Consider the following 17,296-nt stretch of genomic DNA (forward strand, 5'->3'; position numbering starts at 1 on the left):
CGCTTTTGATTGTGTAGGAGCGGCCTTGCGCCGCGAAAGGGCTGCGAAGCAGCCCCAACGATTCTGGTGGGTGCTCAGATCCTGGGGCTGCTTCGCAGCCCTTTCGCGGCACAAGGCCGCTCCTACACTGACCGCGTAGACGGCATCGATATGGGGATGGGCGGCCTGCGATAGGGCCAGAACAGGCCTGCAAATGACTGTGTCCCACGAATTTAAAGCCTTTAGCCTTGCCTGAAATGCCGAACCATCGCGATGGGGCCGCAAAGCGGCCCCAACTTCAAGCAACTGCCGAAGCACCGACTACAGGCTGTTTCAAAGGCTCGGCCATCACCTCACGCGCCACCTTCCACACCAGCACCGCCGCGATGATATCGAACACTGCCAGCACCACGAACAGCGGGCTGTAGCCGATCTTGGTCACCAGAATGCCGAACACCAGCGTAAACACCGCAGCGCCGAGGTACCCACACATACCACCCATGCCGGTCGCCGTCGCCACCTGGTCCTTGCTGAAGGAGTCCGAGGTGATCGAGTACAGCGCACCGGAAAGCGTCTGGTGCGCAAAGCCGCCGATGCACAGCAGCATGATCGCGGTGTACGGGCTTTGCACCAGGCCGATGCACGCCGGCCCGATCATGCAACTGGCGCCGAACACCAGCACCATCTTGCGCGAGGTGAACAGCGATACTTTCAGGTAACGGTGGAACAGCGGGCTGAGGTAGCCACCCAGCACGCAGCCGATGTCGGCAGCCAGAAACGGCAGCCAGGCGAACATCGCCACTTCCTTGATGTTCATGTGCCGCTCGGTCATCAGGTACAGCGGAATCCAGGCATTGAAGGTCTGCCAGGCCGGCTCGGAAAGAATCCGCGCCGAGGCGATGGCGTAGAAGTTGCGGGTCTTGAAGATGCGTTTCCACGCGCCCTTCTCGCGGGTTTGCTGTTTGAAGTGTGCTTCCTGCCCGGAGAGGATGTAGTCGCGCTCCTCGTCGCTCAGGCGCTTCTGGTCACGCGGGTGCTTGTACAGCAGCATCCACAGCAAGGTCCAGACGATGCCGGACACCCCGACCAGCACAAACGCCAACTGCCAGCCGCTGTGCAGGATCGCCCACACCACCAGCGGCGGCGCCAGCACCGCGCCGAGCGATGAGCCGATGTTGAACCAGCCGATGGCCACCGACCGTTCCTTGGCCGGGAACCACTCGGTGGTGGCCTTGACCCCTGCCGGCAACCCCGCCGCTTCCGTCAGCCCCAACAACCCACGCATGAACGCCATGCTCTGCCAGCCGGTCGCCAGCGCTGCGCCCGCACAGGCCACCGACCAGGCCATGGCGAACACGGCAAAGCCGAGCTTGGTGCCGATGAAGTCGATAAACCATCCCGCGATGGGCTGCATGAGGGCGTAGCACACCTGCCAGGTGGCGACGATCTTGGCGTATTGCTCGGTACTGATGGAGAGGTCGCTCATCAAGGTGGGCGCAGCCACCGACAGCGTGTTGCGGGCGAGGTAGTTGACGACGAGCCCAGCCGTGACAAGGCTGACCATCCACCAACGGATGCCTTTGATCTTCATGGTTCACCTGACTTTTATTTTTAGAGGTGTGGTGTTTGCCCCAACAGGCCGGCAGGGCCAATTGAGACAAATTGTTTCAGGCGAGAGATTGACACGTCATAGGTCGTCGTACAACTAAATTTGAAGGAGCGGATCGTAGTGCTGTTCACCGGGCCCGCAAAGTGGCCCTAGCGATCTGACGTGAAAAGCGTTAGGGCGCGGATCGGCGCTTTGCTTGCAGCTGAAGCCGCAGACAGCATGTTGTACGATCTCTGCGAGGGAGTTAACTGCGAATCAGCTTGCGCAGTTCAGCTGCTCGGGACGAATGTCGATGGAGAACAGCGAGGTGTTGCGGGCCAGGTAGAAGTGCTCCTGGTGGAGCTTGAACTTGCGCATCGCCGCCATCAGTTGCGGCTCCTTGCAAGACATCTGCTCAAGGCCCTGGCGTATCCGCGCTTCCATGCTGGCCTTGGCTTCTTCGGACAGGCTGCTGGGAGCCATGTCGATACGGTAACGGTAGAAAATCGTGTCGCCGTACATCATGCCGATGAACTCAAGCGTGGTCTGCGCATCCACCGCCCTTGGAAGCGCCGCATTCAACTGCACCAAGGTTGCCGCAAGCTGCGCCTTTTGCGCCGCACTCTCCTGCTCGGCCTTGTGCGAGAAATAACGGCCAACGCCGACGATTAGCAAGGTTGCGGCGATGCCGAGGTAGAAATTACGCGGGTTGCGGCGCTTTTTCGGTGCCAGTTTCATCAACATTTGAGGGTGCTCGTCCTGAGAATTGCTGGCGTCAATCATACGGATCTGCATCTGCTGTAGGAAATTGCAGCATGCTAGAGGGCTATTGCCTTATCGAGCGTGAATCACTGCACTGTAAACTAGTTTTTCGACTGGTAAACCACAGTGGATTACAGTTGAAAAAGGTAGTTAACACGAACCCAGCACATGCCGAATTTACAAGACGATGCCAAGGCCTACATTCCTTTCCCCATCCCTTCTTTGCAAAAGGTCAGGTTATGGATGACTTACAGGCCGAGTTCAGTCAGGCCCGGGTGATCATCCGGACGACGGCCCAGCGGCCAGTGGAACTTGCGCTCGCTTTCCTTGATAGGCATGTCGTTGACGCAGGCGAAGCGACGGTGCATCAGGCCATCGGCTTCAAACTCCCAGTTCTCGTTACCGTAGGAACGGAACCAGTTACCAGAATCATCGTGCCACTCGTACGCATAACGGACGGCGATGCGGTTGTCGGTAAAGGCCCAGAGTTCCTTGATCAGGCGATAGTCGAGTTCTTTTTTCCACTTGCGCGTGAGAAAACCTTTGGCCTCTTCGCGATTAGTAGCGAATTCAGCGCGGTTACGCCATTTGGTATCCAGCGTATAGGCCAGCGAAACTTTCTCGGCGTCGCGGCTGTTCCAACCATCTTCAGCGAGGCGAACTTTTTCAATCGCTGTTTCGCGAGTGAAAGGAGGAAGTGGCGGGCGAGTTTGGGCATTGGACATGGTAGTGACTCCAGTCGAGCAGGATAGATAGAATGTGAGGGGTATTTAAAGCGCGCGCGTTAAGGCGTGAGCTCTTTCAGCAACATCCGCGCAACGTCCTTTGCATTATCAGCAGCGTGATAATCACCCATAACTCGCGCCATGGTGATTGCGCCTTCCATCAAAACAAGTAACTGCCTGGCCAAGACCAACGGTTGCTCGGTGTTCAATTGCTCCGTCAGTTCAAGCGTGTAGTCTAAAAGCTTTTGTTTATGTCGCTTTGCGATCTGGCGGATGGGGTCATCGGGACTCCCAACCTCGCCTGCTGTATTGATGAACGCACAGCCACGAAAACCATCGGTTTCGAACCAGCCCTTTAAAACCGTGAACATATTAAGTATGCGGTCATACGGCGTACCGGCCTTGTCGCACTCTGTTCTAAACCAGTTCATCCAGCGCACATCGCGCGCACTCAACGCCGCAGCAGCCACATCGTCTTTGGTAGCGAAGTGGTTATAAATGCCCTTGCGGGACACGCCAGACGTCTTCACCAATAGATCCATGCCTGTGGCATGAATCCCGTTCTCGTAAATGAGTTTCTCGGCGGTGGCGAGGATCTGGTCTCGGTGATCTATCGTTGGTCGGCTCATGGACTCAATGTAGAACGGTCGTTCTCTCTAGTCAAGCACGATCGTTTGAATTCTCGATCACGTGAGCCAGGCCGGTGTGCGGGGCTTATGCAAACGGTCAATCGTGCCCATAGCGGGAATATATTTTGCGCGCTAAACATTATCGCGCAATGTACATCTCAAGCACTAAACACCCGCTCATCCCTGATCCCGCATTGGAGAACCACCATGACCTTTCGCAAAACCTTCGCCATTGCCACATTGACGCTCGGCGCCAGCTTTGGCGCTTTCGCCGCTGGTAGCCAAGGCGTGGACCAAACCACCCAAGGCTTCCTCGAGGCTCTGGCTGCAGGCGGCGGCAAGCCACTGGAAACCCTGCCGCCGAAAGACGCCCGAGCGGTGCTGACCGGTGCCCAGGCCAGCGTCAAGGTCGATTTGTCAGGTATTCAGGTCGAGCGCCGTACCATCACGGTCGACGGCCAACCGCTGGAAATCCGGGTAGTACGCCCGGAGGGCACCCAGGGTGACCTGCCGGTGTTCATGTTCTTCCATGGCGGCGGCTGGGTGTTGGGCGACTATCCGACCCACGAGCGGCTGATTCACGACCTGGTGGTGGGCTCTGGTGCGGCAGCGGTCTACGTCGATTACACGCCATCGCCCGAGGCCCGCTTCCCCACCGCGATCAATCAGGCTTACGCCGCTACGCGTTGGGTGGCTGAGCACGGCAAAGAAATCGGTGTGGACGGCACCCGCCTGGCAGTGGCGGGCAACAGCGTCGGCGGCAACATGGCCGCGGTAGTCGCCATCAAGGCGAAGGAAGCAGGCACCCCGAAGCTGCGCTTCCAGGCGCTGCTGTGGCCTGTGACGGATGCCAATTTCAACAACGGTTCGTACAACCAATTCGCCGAAGGGCACTTCCTGACACGCAACATGATGCAGTGGTTCTGGGACAGCTACACCACGGATCCGAAGCAGCGCAACGACATTCACGCATCTCCGCTGCGCGCCAGCCTGGACCAGCTGAAAGGACTGCCACCGGCACTGGTACAAACGGCTGAAATGGACGTGCTGCGCGATGAAGGCGAAGCCTACGCCCGCAAGTTGAACGCCGCTGGTGTGCCAGTGACCGCTGTGCGCTACAACGGCATGATCCACGACTTCGGCCTGCTCAACGTCCTCCAGGCAGTGCCTGGAACCCACAGTGCGATGGACCAGGCTGCCCAGGCGCTCAAGCAGCATCTGAAGTAAGGGTAGTACTCAGCCCTGGAGCGCAACAGTGTCGTGCTCCAGGGCTGATTTTTGGTCGCTGATAATGGACAATAAAGTCCGTACTTTCAGGCCCTTACGGCCCTCAGGGTTTCAGGCCTCGCTGAAATTCCGCAAAGCTGTCACAACTGCTGAAATCAGCCGCTCTGATCAATTGCAAATACAATAAAACCTGTATTTTTAACTTAACAACATGATTTACATCATTTTTTCTTTCCCCACTCCTTCGCAATGGCTTGGGCAGCAACCGAATCCGGTATGGCCCCCGAGCTGAACGCAAAAACCTTATCAGCCCGCCACAGTTTCAACGCCGCTTCTTGCGCGCTGGCAGGATGTTGGACTTATTATGTGTCATGGATGGGCATCATAACGCCATCATTTAGCGCAATAGGTTGCCTCATGGCCAGAAGCCTCAGACTGCAAAATAAGCTGCACAGCCTCTATCTGATAGATGTCGGCATCGCGTTGTTAGATGACGACAACCTTGTCAACAAGCTTTGGACACTTCGCCAGGGCGAATGGCTCGATCTGAATGCGACCACTCTCACCTGTGAGCCTCTTCAGAAATATCGGCTGGAGTACATGGTGACCCGGGGGCCTATTCCTGGGCATTGGGCGTATCGCCCATTCGACTCAACCGAACTGAACCTTATGTTCACGGCAAAACATTGTGATGACATCGCACACGCGTGGACGCTGGATCGCTTGTAGGCCTATCTGATTTGCTTCTGGTTAGCTCCCGATAGTCGCCGCCCTAAGTGTCTATTTCTCGAAAGCTGATGAGGTATCCTCCTAGGCGCTCTATGGAAAAAGTGTCGCAGACACCGCATAGAAAACGCCAGCCAGGGAATCACGAGAGTCGATGACCGGAACGATGGGGTCGTTTTTCCGGTGGCAACACGTAGGGATCTCTTACTCATTCATCCGGAGTGCGGGTAGCCGTCTCGACGGATCTGAATAGTCCACGAGCGCAGCGCCCTTCCAATAGTGATGGAGCTCGGACATCAGAAGCTGATGGTTAAAATTGCTGGCGGATCGCCCTTAGCACACGGTTGTGGATTTCCAGTTTTCGGAAGCAGCCAGCTTATCCGACTCGCTTCACTGACCTCGAGGCACTGATGCCCAATCCCAAGATTCTGCTACCTGATCACCAAACCTACGCCGAGGCAGTAGATGTAATGAGGCTGTCCCACGAAGCTGTGGATACTGGCGCGCCTACGATTGGGATGGAAGGGGTGGATTGGAGGGAGCATTGAGCGAGCTCCCTCCGTGCATTAAAGCTTTGATTTTTTCAGCACAGCTTTAATTGTCGAAATCCATCGCTGGGCCCTGCTTTAGCCCCCTACTCCACCGTCACAGACTTAGCCAGGTTCCGCGGCTGGTCCACGTCTGTACCCTTCAGCACCGCCACATAGTAAGAAAGCAGCTGCAGCGGAATGGTGTACAGAATCGGCGCCAGTGCATCGGCGATGTGCGGCACCTTGATCACGTGGGTGCCTTCGCCGTTGCTCATGCCGGCCTGCTCATCGGCGAACACCACCAACTGCCCGCCGCGGGCGCGCACTTCCTGCAGGTTGGACTTGAGCTTTTCCAGCAGCTCGTTGTTCGGCGCCACGGTGACCACCGGCATGTCGCCGTCGACCAAGGCCAGCGGGCCGTGCTTGAGCTCGCCGGCTGGGTAGGCTTCGGCGTGGATGTAGGAGATTTCTTTGAGCTTGAGCGCGCCTTCCATCGCCACCGGGTACTGCGCGCCACGGCCGAGGAACAGGGTGTGGTGCTTGTCGGCGAACAGTTCGGCGGTTTTCTCGACCACATGGTCCATGGCCAGGGCTTCGCCCAGGCGCGCTGGCAGGCGGCGCAGCTCTTCTACCAGCTCGGCTTCGACGCCGGCGGCAAGCGAGCCGCGCACCTGGCCCAGGGCCAGGGTCAGCAACATCAGCGACACCAGTTGGGTGGTGAAGGCTTTGGTCGAGGCGACGCCGATTTCCGGGCCGGCCAGGGTCAGCAGGGTCAGGTCGGATTCACGCACCAGCGAGCTGATGCCAACGTTGCAGATCGCCAGGCTGCCTAGGAAGCCCAGCTCCTTGGCATTGCGCAGCGCGGCCAGGGTGTCGGCGGTCTCGCCCGACTGGGAAATCGACACCAACAGGGTGTCCGGCTGCACCGCGACTTTGCGGTAGCGGAACTCGCTGGCCACTTCGACCTGGCACGGGATACCAGCCAGGCTTTCCAGCCAGTAACGCGCGACCATGCCGGCGTGGTAGCTGGTGCCGCAGGCGACGATCTGCACATTGCGCACTTTGGCAAACAGCTCGGCGGCCTGCGGGCCGAAAGCCTGGACCATGACGTGGTCCTTGCCCAGACGGCCTTCCAGGGTGCGCTGTACCACGGCCGGTTGCTCGTGGATTTCCTTGAGCATGAAGTGGCGATATACGCCTTTGTCGGCCGCTTCCGCGCCTTCGCTGTGCTGCACGGTTTCGCGCTGCACCGGCTCGCCGGCCTGATCCCAGACCAGTACCTGATCGCGGCGAATTTCGGCGATATCGCCTTCTTCGAGGTACATGAAGCGGTCGGTGACCTGGCGCAGCGCCAGTTGGTCGGAGGCCAGGAAGTTCTCGCCCAGGCCCAGGCCGATCACCAGCGGGCTACCGCTGCGCGCAGCGACCAGCCGGTCGGGCTGACTGGTGCTGATCACTGCAAGGCCGTAGGCGCCGTGCAGGCGCTTCACCGCGGCTTTGAGCGCGGCGGTCAAGTCGGGGGTGGTCTTGAGCAAATGGTGGATCAGGTGAACGATCACCTCGGTATCGGTCTGCGAGGCAAAGGCGTAGCCCAGGCCCTTGAGCTCGTCGCGCAGCTCTTCGTGGTTTTCGATGATGCCGTTGTGCACCACCGCCACGTCATGGCCGGAGAAGTGCGGGTGAGCGTTTTCTTCAGTCGGCGCACCGTGGGTGGCCCAGCGGGTATGGGCGATCCCCAGCTTGCCCAGCAGCGGGTCGGCAGCCACGGCGGCTTGCAGCTCGCTGACCTTGCCGATGCGGCGGCGACGCTCCAGGCCCTGCTCGCTGAGCACGGCCAGGCCGGCGCTGTCGTAGCCGCGGTATTCCAGGCGCTTGAGGCCTTCGATCAGGATGGCTGTAATGTTGCGCTCGGCAACGGCACCTACGATTCCACACATAAGATGTTGCTCCTAGCTGATAGCGGCGCAGATCAGATTGATGCCGCGGGCTTGAATGCGGTCGCGTGCCTCTGTGGGCAGGCGATCATCGGTAATCAGGGTAGTGACGCTGCTCCAGGGCAGCTCAAGGTTGGGGATCTTGCGGCCGACCTTGTCGGACTCGACCATCACGATCACTTCCCGGGCGACTTCGGCCATCACCCGGCTCAGGCCGAGCAGCTCGTTGAAGGTGGTGGTGCCACGTTCAAGGTCGATGCCGTCGGCGCCGATGAACAGCTGGTCGAAGTCGTAGGAGCGCAGCACTTGCTCGGCCACCTGGCCCTGGAACGACTCGGAATGCGGGTCCCAGGTGCCACCGGTCATCAACAGTACCGGCTCGTGTTCCTGCTCGCTGATGGCGCGGGCCACGTTCAGCGAATTGGTCATCACCACAAGGCCTGGTTGGCGCCCGAGCTGCGGGATCATCGCAGCCGTAGTGCTGCCGCTGTCGATGATGATGCGTGCGTGTTCTCGAATGCGTTCCACGGCTGCCTTGGCGATGGCCTGCTTGTGCGGCGACACCGGTTGCACGGTATCGCTGAGCAGTTCCTGCGGCATGGTGACCGCGCCACCGTAGCGGCGCAGCAGCAGGCCGTTGGCTTCGAGGGCGGCGAGGTCCTTGCGAATGGTCACTTCGGAAGTTTCGAAACGCTTGGCCAAGGCGTCGACACTGACTTCGCCCTGCTCGTTGAGCAAGGTGAGGATGTTATGGCGGCGTTGGGGTGTATTACGTTTCGACATTTCGGTTTTAAGTTTCGATTCGAAAGATAAGTGGCGCAATCAAAACCTATGAGCGTTTTTTAGTCAAGCGTTGTTTAGGGCCGACCGCGCACTCTTGTAGGAGCGGCCTTGTGCCGCGAATGGGCTGCGAAGCGGCCCCGGCAGTTTTAGCTACGCCAAAAAACACAAAGGCCGACTTATTCACATAAGCCGGCCTGTGCATAACTCAGCTGGGGATAACTCAGCTCTTCTTGATTTTCTCAGGCCGTTTCCAACCCTGGATATTGCGCTGGCGGGCACGGGCCACGCCCAACTGCCCCGCCTCGACTGCCTGGGTGATGGTCGAGCCCGCAGCAGTAGTGGCGCCGGCCTGGATTTCCACAGGCGCTACCAGCGAGTTGTTGGAGCCAATGAACACGTCCTCACCCATCACGGTGCGGAATTTGTTCGCCCCGTCGTAGTTGCAGGTAATGGTGCCAGCGCCGATGTTGCTACGCGCCCCGATGTCGGCGTCCCCCAGGTAGCTCAGGTGCCCGGCCTTGGCGCCTTCACCGAGTCGGGCATTCTTCAGCTCGACAAAGTTACCCACATGGGCCTTGGCTTCCAGCACACTGCCCGGGCGCAGGCGCGCAAACGGGCCGGCATCGCTGCCCTCGCCCATCACCGCGCCTTCGATATGGCTGTTGGCCTTGATGACCACGCCTTTACGCAGGGTGCTGTCCTTGATCACGCAGTTCGGGCCGATCTGCACGTCGTCCTCGATCACTACCTTGCCTTCGAGCACCACGTTGATATCGATGAGCACATCGCGCCCAACCGTGACCTCACCGCGCACATCGAAACGGGCCGGGTCGCGCAGGGTCACGCCCTGGGCCATCAGGCGACGGCCTTCACGCAGTTGATAATGGCGCTCTAGCTCAGACAGCTGGCGGCGGTCGTTGGCGCCCTGCACTTCCATCGCGTCGTGCGGCTGCTCGGTGGCAACCACCAGGCCATCGGCCACTGCCATGGCAATCACGTCGGTCAGGTAATACTCGCCCTGGGCGTTGTTGTTCGAAAGGCGGCCCATCCAGTCAGCCAGGCGCGCTGCCGGCATGGCCAGAATGCCGGTGTTGCCTTCCTTGATAGCCTTTTGCGCATCGCTGGCATCTTTGTGCTCGACGATGGCCTGCACCTGCCCTTGGGCATCCCGCACGATACGGCCATAGCCGGTCGGGTCGGCAAGGTTCACGGTGAGCAGGCCAAGCTGGCTGGCGCTGACCTTGGCCAGCAAGCGTTGCAGGGTCTCGACCTCGATCAAAGGCACATCGCCATACAGCACCAGCACAGTGTCGGCACTGATTGCCGGCAGTGCCTGGGCTACTGCGTGGCCAGTACCGAGCTGCTTGTCCTGCAGCACGAAGTTAAGGTCATCCGCCGCCAGGCGCTCGCGAACTTGCTCGGCACCGTGGCCAATGACCACGTGAATGCCGTTGGGCTTCAGCTGACGGGCGCTGTGGATAACATGGCCAAGCATCGAGTTGCCGGCAACCGGGTGCAGCACCTTGGGCAACGCCGAGCGCATGCGGGTGCCTTGGCCTGCGGCGAGAATGACGATATCGAGAGACATTGACTGGCTACCAATCCGGGGCGGTCAGGGGGGTGACCGAGGAATAAAATTCGGAAAAAGAAAAAGGGTAGCCGAGGCTACCCTTTAACTCAATCGCAACGCAGGTTACCGGCCAAAGCCAGATTACTTGCCTTTGCGCATTTGCTGGACAGTGCGCAGCTGAGCTGCAGCTTCGGCCAGGCGTGCCGCAGCAGCACCGTAGTCGAAGTCCGAGCCTTTCGTGTTCAGGGCGTTTTCGGCAGCCTTGAGGGCTTCCTGCGCCTGAGCTTCGTCCAGGTCGGCAGCACGCTGCACGGTGTCGGCAAGAACCTTGACCATGTTCGGCTGCACTTCGAGGAAGCCACCGGAGATGTAGAACACCTCTTGAGTGCCACCCTGCTTGGTCAGCGTGATCGGACCCGGCTTGAGATTGGTGATCAGCGGGGCGTGGCCTGGAGCGATACCAAGATCGCCCAGGTTGCCGTGCGCTACTACCATCTCGACCAGGCCGGAGAAGATCTCTCCTTCCGCGCTGACGATATCGCAATGGACTGTCATAGCCATCTGCTTGCCTCAACCTGATTAGCGCCCCTTGCGGGGCGCCGGGATTACAGTTTCTTGGCTTTCTCGATCGCTTCGTCGATGCTGCCGACCATGTAGAACGCTTGTTCTGGCAAGTGGTCGTAGTCACCTTTGAGGATGCCGCTGAAGCCAGCGATGGTGTCTTTCAGGGAAACGTACTTGCCTGGCGAACCGGTGAAGACTTCGGCCACGAAGAACGGCTGCGACAGGAAGCGCTGGATCTTACGAGCGCGGGCTACCAGTTGCTTGTCGGTCTCGGACAGTTCGTCCATACCCAGGATCGCAATGATGTCCTTCAGCTCTTTGTAGCGCTGCAGAACATACTGGACCTGACGGGCAGTGTCGTAGTGCTCGTTGCCGATCACGTTCGGGTCCAGCTGGCGCGAAGTCGAGTCCAGTGGATCGACCGCTGGGTAGATACCCAGGGAGGCGATGTCACGGGACAGAACGACGGTGGCGTCCAAGTGGGCGAAGGTGGTAGCAGGCGACGGGTCGGTCAAGTCGTCCGCAGGCACGTATACGGCCTGGATCGAAGTGATCGAGCCTTCTTTGGTCGAAGTGATACGTTCTTGCAGAACGCCCATCTCTTCGGCCAGAGTCGGCTGGTAACCTACTGCCGAAGGCATACGGCCCAGCAGTGCGGATACTTCGGTACCGGCCAAGGTGTAACGATAGATGTTGTCGACGAACAGCAGAACGTCGTTACCTTCGTCACGGAACTTCTCAGCCATGGTCAGGCCGGTCAGCGCAACGCGCAGACGGTTTCCTGGTGGCTCGTTCATCTGACCGTAGACCAGCGCTACTTTGTCGAGAACGTTGGAGTCCTTCATCTCGTGGTAGAAGTCGTTACCCTCACGAGTACGCTCACCCACACCGGCGAACACGGAATAACCGCTGTGCTCGATGGCGATGTTACGGATCAGTTCCATCATGTTTACGGTCTTGCCGACACCGGCACCACCGAACAGGCCAACCTTACCACCCTTGGCAAACGGGCAAACCAGGTCGATAACCTTGATGCCGGTTTCCAGCAGGTCGTTGCCGCCTGCCTGGTCAGCGAACGAAGGCGCTGGCTGGTGGATACCGCGACGCTCTTCTTCACCGATCGGGCCGGCTTCGTCGATTGGGTTGCCCAGAACGTCCATGATACGGCCCAGAGTGGCCTTACCAACTGGAACGGAAATGGCCGCGCCGCTATCGACGACGTCCAGACCGCGCTTCAGACCTTCGGTCGAGCCCATCGCAATGGTACGAACCACACCGTCGCCCAGCTGCTGCTGAACTTCGAGAGTGGTTTCCGCGCCTTGTACTTTCAGCGCGTTGTAAACACTCGGCACGGCGTCACGTGGGAATTCCACGTCGATGACGGCGCCGATGATTTGAACGATACGTCCGCTACTCATAGCTGGATCCTCTGAATTTTTGAACCGTTAAACCGCGGCAGCGCCGCCGACGATTTCCGAGATCTCCTGGGTGATCGCAGCCTGACGCGCCTTGTTGTAGATCAGCTGAAGTTCGCTGATCAGATCACCGGCGTTGTCTGTGGCGTTTTTCATGGCGATCATCCGGGCTGCTTGTTCAGCAGCGTTGTTCTCGACCACCGCCTGATACACCTGCGACTCCACGTAACGCACCATCAAGCCGTCCAGCAGCTCTTTTGCGTCGGGTTCGTACAGGTAATCCCAGTGGTGCTTGAGTTCTTGATCCGGGGTTGCCTCCAACGGTACCAATTGCTCGACCGTTGGTTGTTGGGTCATGGTGTTGATGAACTTGTTCGAAACCACCGAAAGGCGATCGATACGGCCATCGAGGTAGGCGTCCAGCATCACTTTGACGGAGCCGATCAAATCATTGATCGATGGCTCTTCGCCCAGTTGGCTGATCGCGGCTACAACGTTGCCGCCAAAGATACGGAAGAAAGTCGCACCTTTGCTGCCGATCACGCACAGGTCGATTTCAACGCCCTGTTCGCGGTTTGCGTTCATGTCCTTGACCAAGGCCTTGAACAGGTTGGTATTCAAGCCACCGCACAGACCACGGTCACTGCTCACCACGATATAACCGGCGCGCTTTACAGGGCGGTCGATCATGAACGGGTGGCGGTATTCCGGGTTGGCGTTGGCCAGATGACCGATCACCTGGCGGATACGCTCCGCATAAGGACGGCTAGCAGACATGCGCATTTGTGCCCTGCGCATTTTGCTGACCGCCACTTTTTCCATGGCGCTGGTAATTTTTTGCGTGCTTTTGATGCTCGCAATCTTACTGCGAATCTCTTTTGCGCCTGCCATGTATCACCTATCAGGTTAGCAAGCGGGGGCCGGAGCCCCCGCTGCGGCTTACCAGGTCTGGGTGGCCTTGAACTTCTCGATACCGGCTTTCAGGCCAGCGTCGATTTCGTCGTTGAAGTCACCCTTCACATTGATCTTCGCCATCAGGTCGGCGTGATCACGGTTGAAGAAGGCGATCAGCGCTTGTTCGAAGCTACCAATCTTGGAGACTTCCACGTCGGTCAGGAACCCACGCTCAGCGGCGTACAGCGACAGAGCCATGTCAGCGATCGACATCGGCGCGTACTGCTTCTGCTTCATCAGCTCGGTAACGCGCTGACCATGCTCAAGCTGCTTGCGGGTCGCTTCGTCCAGATCGGACGCGAACTGGGCGAATGCCGCCAGTTCACGGTACTGAGCCAGTGCGGTACGAATACCACCGGACAGCTTCTTGATGATCTTGGTCTGAGCGGCACCACCTACGCGGGATACCGAAACACCGGCGTTCACTGCAGGGCGGATGCCCGAGTTGAACATGGCCGATTCCAGGAAGATCTGACCGTCGGTGATGGAAATCACGTTGGTCGGAACGAACGCGGAAACGTCGCCAGCCTGGGTTTCGATGATCGGCAGAGCGGTCAGGGAACCGGTTTTGCCAGTCACTGCGCCGTTGGTGAACTTCTCGACGTACTCTTCCGAAACGCGCGATGCACGCTCCAGCAGACGGGAGTGGAGATAGAACACGTCGCCTGGGTACGCTTCACGTCCTGGTGGACGGCGCAGCAGCAGGGAGATCTGACGGTAGGCAACGGCCTGCTTGGACAGGTCATCGTAAACGATCAGAGCGTCTTCACCGCGGTCACGGAAGAACTCGCCCATGGTGCAACCGGCGTAAGGCGCCAGGAATTGCAGTGCGGCGGATTCCGAAGCACTGGCAACCACCACGATGGTGTTGGCCAGGGCGCCGTTTTCTTCCAGCTTGCGAACGATGTTGGCAACGGTGGAACGCTTCTGGCCGACAGCAACATAAACGCAGAAAATACCGGAGTCTTTCTGGTTGATGATGGCGTCGATGGCCATGGCGGTCTTGCCGATCTGACGGTCACCGATGATCAGCTCACGCTGGCCACGGCCGACAGGGATCATGGCGTCAACCGATTTGTAGCCAGTCTGTACAGGCTGGTCTACCGACTTACGCCAGATCACGCCTGGAGCAACTTTCTCGACCGCGTCGGTCTCGGTGTTGCCCAACGGACCTTTGCCGTCGATCGGGTTACCCAGTGCGTCGACAACGCGACCCAGCAGTTCCTTACCAACCGGAACCTCCAGGATGCGGCCAGTGCACTTGGCGCTCATGCCCTCGGCGAGGGAGTTGTACGCACCCAGTACCACCGCACCTACGGAGTCTTGCTCCAGGTTCAGTGCCATACCGTATACGCCGCCCGGGAACTCGATCATTTCGCCGTACATGACGTCGGCGAGACCGTGGATACGCACGATACCGTCAGAGACGGATACCACGGTACCTTCGTTACGGGCTTGGGAGCCGACATCGAGTTTCTCGATGCGACCCTTGATGATTTCACTAATTTCGGAAGGATTGAGTTGCTGCATTGCTCTGCTGCCCCTTCAAACTCAAGATTTCAATGCTTCAGCCAGTTTCGCGATTTTGCCGCGAACCGAGCCATCGATTACCAGGTCGCCTGCGCGGATGACGACGCCGCCGATCAGGCTGGCATCCTCCGACGCATGCAGGCGCACTTCCCGGCTGAGCCGTGCACTGAGAACCTTGGCGAGTTTGTCTTGCTGTTCTTGGTTCAACGCAAAAGCACTGGTGACTTCCACGTCCACGGATTTCTCTTGTTCGGCCTTGTACAGCTCGAACAGAGCGGCGATCTCCGGCAGAAGCAGGAGACGGTCGTTTTCCGCGGCAACATGAATGAAATTCTGTGCCTGTACATCGAACTTGTCACCGCACACTTCTAGGAATGCGGCGGCCTTTTCTGCGCTAGTCAGTTGCGGGGCCTTGAGCAGGCGCTGCATGGTGCCGTCTTCCGACACCGCAGCAGCCAGGCCGAGCATGGCTGACCAATTGGCCAGTTGCTGATGGGCCTGGGCGTGCTCAAAGGCCGCCTTAGCGTAAGGTCGGGCCAACGTGGTCAGTTCTGCCATGATCGCCCTCGCTTAAATTTCAGCGGCCAGTTTGTTAACCAGCTCCGCATGCGCGTTTTGATCGATTGTGGCGCCAAGGATCTTTTCAGCACCGCCAACGGCCAGAGCACCCACTTGGGCACGCAGAGCGTCTTTGATGCTGTTCAGTTCCTGTTCGATCTCGGCCTGAGCCTGAGCCTTCACACGGTCAGCTTCGACGCGGGCCTGATCACGGGCTTCCTCGACAAGCTGAGCAGCGCGTTTCTTGCTTTGCTCAATGATTTCAGCTGCCTGTGCTTTCGCTTCACGCAGTTGCTGGCCCGCTTTCTCTTGGGCCAGCTCCAGGTCGCGAGCTGCACGGTTGGCAGCGTCCAAGCCGTCGGCAATCTTCTTTTGACGCTCTTGCAAAGCAGTGATGACCGGAGGCCATACGTACTTCATGCAGAAGAATACAAAAATAAAGAAAGCAACGGATTGGCCAATCAGGGTTGCATTAATGTTCACGCCAACACCTCGCTCGGTCTTTGTTCATCACAGCCATCAACTCGTCGGAAACGAGTGATTAGCCGGCGATCTGACCAACGAAGGGGTTTGCGAAGGTGAAGAACAGAGCAATACCAACGCCGATCATGGTTACGGCGTCGAGCAGGCCGGCAACGATGAACATTTTGACCTGCAGCATCGGAACCATTTCTGGCTGGCGAGCAGCGCCTTCCAGGAATTTGCCGCCCAGCAGGCCGAAACCAATGGCGGTACCCAGAGCACCCAGGCCGATCAGCAGAGCAACAGCGATAGCGGTCAGACCAACTACAGTTTCCATCTTTCCTCCCGACTTTTACGTCGTATTGGTTAGGTTTTTAGTTTGAAGCGGTAAAACAAATCGTTTGGTACAGCATTGCCCTTGCGGACTTTTTAAGCCCTGCCCCCGGGACTGGCGGGCAAGACTATCAGACACGCCAGGCGGTCTTAATGGTTATCTTCGTGAGCCATCGACAGGTAGACGATGGTAAGCATCATGAAGATGAAGGCTTGCAGGGTGATGATCAGGATGTGGAACACCGCCCACGCCCATTGCAGCACCACGCCCAGGCCGGCCAGCCACAGCAGGCCAGAGCCGAACATCACGGCGATCAGGATGAACACCAGCTCGCCGGCATACATGTTGCCGAACAGTCGCAGTGCCAGCGAGATCGGCTTGGCGATCAGGGTGACGAACTCGAGCAGGAAGTTGACCGGGATCAGCAGCGCCTGAACGAACAGGTTCTTGCTGCCGAACGGGTGCAGGGTCAGTTCGCCGATGAAGCCGCCGATGCCCTTGATCTTGATGCTGTAGAAGATGATCAGCGCGAATACGCAGAAGGCCATGGCCAGGGTCGCATTCGGGTCGGTGGTCGGTACGGCACGGAAGAAGATGTGCTCGTTGCCCGACAGCTTCTGTGCAGCCCATGGCAACCAGTCGACCGGTACCAGGTCGATGGCGTTCATCAGGAACACCCAGACGAAGATGGTCAGCGCCAGCGGGGCGATTACCGCGCTGCGGCCGTGGAACGAGTCCTTCACGCTACCGTGAACGAAGTCGACCAGCACTTCGACGAAGTTCTGCAAGCCGCCAGGCTGGCCGGAAGTCGCCTTCTTGGCTGCCATGCGGAAGATCAACAGGAAGATCAGACCCATCGCGACGGACCAGCCCAGGGTGTCCAGGTGGAACGCCCAGAAGCCCATTGCCTTGGCTTCTGCAGCCGAATGGGCCAAGCCCCAGCTGCCGTCTGGTAGTTGACCGTAGGTCAGGTTCTGCAAGTGGTGCTGGATATAACCCGAAGCGGTTTCTTCTGCCATGGTTGCC

Annotated in this window: 17 protein-coding genes; 2 read left to right on the forward strand and 15 right to left on the reverse strand. The window is 58.8% G+C overall.

What is annotated here, in order from left to right; genetic code table 11:
* Positions 1–277 precede the first annotated feature (277 nt).
* From HU719_RS12015 to HU719_RS12030, 4 genes are all read right to left on the reverse strand, one after another.
* Positions 278–1,570: an MFS transporter gene (locus HU719_RS12015; protein WP_186534854.1), complete on the reverse strand. Its 1,293-nt coding sequence runs from the start codon at positions 1,568–1,570 to the stop codon at positions 278–280.
* A gap of 273 nt (positions 1,571–1,843) precedes the next feature.
* Positions 1,844–2,311 (reverse strand): hypothetical protein, encoded by a 468-nt coding sequence (locus tag HU719_RS12020; RefSeq protein ID WP_186534853.1) that lies wholly within the window; start codon positions 2,309–2,311, stop codon positions 1,844–1,846.
* A 266-nt stretch (positions 2,312–2,577) separates the two neighbouring features.
* The gene (locus HU719_RS12025) at positions 2,578–3,054 is read right to left on the reverse strand and encodes a nuclear transport factor 2 family protein (protein WP_186517530.1); all 477 of its coding nucleotides are present in this window, start codon (positions 3,052–3,054) and stop codon (positions 2,578–2,580) included.
* A 59-nt stretch (positions 3,055–3,113) separates the two neighbouring features.
* Positions 3,114–3,683 carry a TetR/AcrR family transcriptional regulator gene (locus tag HU719_RS12030; RefSeq protein ID WP_186534852.1) on the reverse strand — a complete coding sequence of 190 codons (570 nt, stop codon included), beginning with the start codon at positions 3,681–3,683 and terminating at the stop codon, positions 3,114–3,116.
* Positions 3,684–3,890: 207 nt separating this feature from the next.
* On the opposite strand from HU719_RS12030, the gene HU719_RS12035 reads away from it, so the two are divergent.
* Together HU719_RS12035 and HU719_RS12040 are read left to right on the forward strand one after the other, a co-directional pair.
* Entirely contained in the window at positions 3,891–4,910 is a 1,020-nt protein-coding gene (locus tag HU719_RS12035) for an alpha/beta hydrolase (protein WP_186534851.1), read from the forward strand.
* 276 nt (positions 4,911–5,186) lie between these two features.
* Positions 5,187–5,639, forward strand: coding sequence for a hypothetical protein (locus HU719_RS12040; protein ID WP_186517534.1), 453 nt, complete (start codon positions 5,187–5,189; stop codon positions 5,637–5,639).
* 631 nt (positions 5,640–6,270) lie between these two features.
* Here the strand turns inward: HU719_RS12040 and glmS are convergent.
* From glmS to atpB, 11 genes are all read right to left on the reverse strand, one after another.
* The gene (glmS, locus tag HU719_RS12045) at positions 6,271–8,103 is read right to left on the reverse strand and encodes a glutamine--fructose-6-phosphate transaminase (isomerizing) (RefSeq protein WP_186534850.1); all 1,833 of its coding nucleotides are present in this window, start codon (positions 8,101–8,103) and stop codon (positions 6,271–6,273) included.
* Positions 8,104–8,115: 12 nt separating this feature from the next.
* Complete coding sequence (locus HU719_RS12050) at positions 8,116–8,883, reverse strand: DeoR/GlpR family DNA-binding transcription regulator (protein WP_186517570.1); 768 nt, start codon at positions 8,881–8,883, stop codon at positions 8,116–8,118.
* A 220-nt stretch (positions 8,884–9,103) separates the two neighbouring features.
* Positions 9,104–10,471, reverse strand: a complete 1,368-nt coding sequence (gene glmU / locus HU719_RS12055) for a bifunctional UDP-N-acetylglucosamine diphosphorylase/glucosamine-1-phosphate N-acetyltransferase GlmU (protein WP_186517572.1) — start codon at positions 10,469–10,471, stop codon at positions 9,104–9,106.
* Between the two features lie 123 nt (positions 10,472–10,594).
* The gene (locus HU719_RS12060) at positions 10,595–11,014 is read right to left on the reverse strand and encodes a F0F1 ATP synthase subunit epsilon (RefSeq protein ID WP_110994045.1); all 420 of its coding nucleotides are present in this window, start codon (positions 11,012–11,014) and stop codon (positions 10,595–10,597) included.
* Between the two features lie 44 nt (positions 11,015–11,058).
* Positions 11,059–12,435 (reverse strand): F0F1 ATP synthase subunit beta, encoded by a 1,377-nt coding sequence (gene atpD / locus HU719_RS12065; protein WP_186517574.1) that lies wholly within the window; start codon positions 12,433–12,435, stop codon positions 11,059–11,061.
* Between the two features lie 27 nt (positions 12,436–12,462).
* Complete coding sequence (gene atpG / locus HU719_RS12070; protein ID WP_186517576.1) at positions 12,463–13,323, reverse strand: F0F1 ATP synthase subunit gamma; 861 nt, start codon at positions 13,321–13,323, stop codon at positions 12,463–12,465.
* A gap of 48 nt (positions 13,324–13,371) precedes the next feature.
* Positions 13,372–14,916 carry a F0F1 ATP synthase subunit alpha gene (atpA, locus tag HU719_RS12075; protein ID WP_186517578.1) on the reverse strand — a complete coding sequence of 515 codons (1,545 nt, stop codon included), beginning with the start codon at positions 14,914–14,916 and terminating at the stop codon, positions 13,372–13,374.
* Between the two features lie 21 nt (positions 14,917–14,937).
* The gene (locus tag HU719_RS12080; RefSeq protein WP_186517580.1) at positions 14,938–15,474 is read right to left on the reverse strand and encodes a F0F1 ATP synthase subunit delta; all 537 of its coding nucleotides are present in this window, start codon (positions 15,472–15,474) and stop codon (positions 14,938–14,940) included.
* Between the two features lie 12 nt (positions 15,475–15,486).
* Entirely contained in the window at positions 15,487–15,957 is a 471-nt protein-coding gene (locus tag HU719_RS12085; RefSeq protein ID WP_186517582.1) for a F0F1 ATP synthase subunit B, read from the reverse strand.
* 58 nt (positions 15,958–16,015) lie between these two features.
* Positions 16,016–16,273 carry a F0F1 ATP synthase subunit C gene (gene atpE, locus HU719_RS12090; protein ID WP_003097235.1) on the reverse strand — a complete coding sequence of 86 codons (258 nt, stop codon included), beginning with the start codon at positions 16,271–16,273 and terminating at the stop codon, positions 16,016–16,018.
* A 146-nt stretch (positions 16,274–16,419) separates the two neighbouring features.
* A complete protein-coding gene (gene atpB, locus HU719_RS12095) occupies positions 16,420–17,289 on the reverse strand; it encodes a F0F1 ATP synthase subunit A (RefSeq protein ID WP_186517584.1) in 870 nt (289 codons plus the stop codon).
* Between the last annotated feature and the right edge of the window lie 7 nt (positions 17,290–17,296).

This window comes from Pseudomonas farsensis (assembly GCF_014268805.2).
GTDB lineage: Bacteria > Pseudomonadota > Gammaproteobacteria > Pseudomonadales > Pseudomonadaceae > Aquipseudomonas > Aquipseudomonas farsensis.

Excerpts from the sequence above, each read along its gene's own strand:
- HU719_RS12025 (WP_186517530.1), bottom strand. The coding sequence starts at position 3,054 with ATGTCCAATGCCCAAACTCGCCCGCCACTTCCTCCTTTCACTCGCGAA.
- atpG (WP_186517576.1), bottom strand. The coding sequence starts at position 13,323 with ATGGCAGGCGCAAAAGAGATTCGCAGTAAGATTGCGAGCATCAAAAGC.
- HU719_RS12060 (WP_110994045.1), bottom strand. The coding sequence starts at position 11,014 with ATGGCTATGACAGTCCATTGCGATATCGTCAGCGCGGAAGGAGAGATC.
- HU719_RS12030 (WP_186534852.1), bottom strand. The coding sequence starts at position 3,683 with ATGAGCCGACCAACGATAGATCACCGAGACCAGATCCTCGCCACCGCC.
- HU719_RS12035 (WP_186534851.1), top strand. The coding sequence starts at position 3,891 with ATGACCTTTCGCAAAACCTTCGCCATTGCCACATTGACGCTCGGCGCC.
- glmU (WP_186517572.1), bottom strand. The coding sequence starts at position 10,471 with ATGTCTCTCGATATCGTCATTCTCGCCGCAGGCCAAGGCACCCGCATG.
- glmS (WP_186534850.1), bottom strand. The coding sequence starts at position 8,103 with ATGTGTGGAATCGTAGGTGCCGTTGCCGAGCGCAACATTACAGCCATC.
- atpB (WP_186517584.1), bottom strand. The coding sequence starts at position 17,289 with ATGGCAGAAGAAACCGCTTCGGGTTATATCCAGCACCACTTGCAGAAC.
- HU719_RS12020 (WP_186534853.1), bottom strand. The coding sequence starts at position 2,311 with ATGTTGATGAAACTGGCACCGAAAAAGCGCCGCAACCCGCGTAATTTC.
- atpE (WP_003097235.1), bottom strand. The coding sequence starts at position 16,273 with ATGGAAACTGTAGTTGGTCTGACCGCTATCGCTGTTGCTCTGCTGATC.
- HU719_RS12040 (WP_186517534.1), top strand. The coding sequence starts at position 5,187 with ATGGCCCCCGAGCTGAACGCAAAAACCTTATCAGCCCGCCACAGTTTC.
- atpD (WP_186517574.1), bottom strand. The coding sequence starts at position 12,435 with ATGAGTAGCGGACGTATCGTTCAAATCATCGGCGCCGTCATCGACGTG.
- HU719_RS12015 (WP_186534854.1), bottom strand. The coding sequence starts at position 1,570 with ATGAAGATCAAAGGCATCCGTTGGTGGATGGTCAGCCTTGTCACGGCT.
- HU719_RS12050 (WP_186517570.1), bottom strand. The coding sequence starts at position 8,883 with ATGTCGAAACGTAATACACCCCAACGCCGCCATAACATCCTCACCTTG.
- atpA (WP_186517578.1), bottom strand. The coding sequence starts at position 14,916 with ATGCAGCAACTCAATCCTTCCGAAATTAGTGAAATCATCAAGGGTCGC.
- HU719_RS12080 (WP_186517580.1), bottom strand. The coding sequence starts at position 15,474 with ATGGCAGAACTGACCACGTTGGCCCGACCTTACGCTAAGGCGGCCTTT.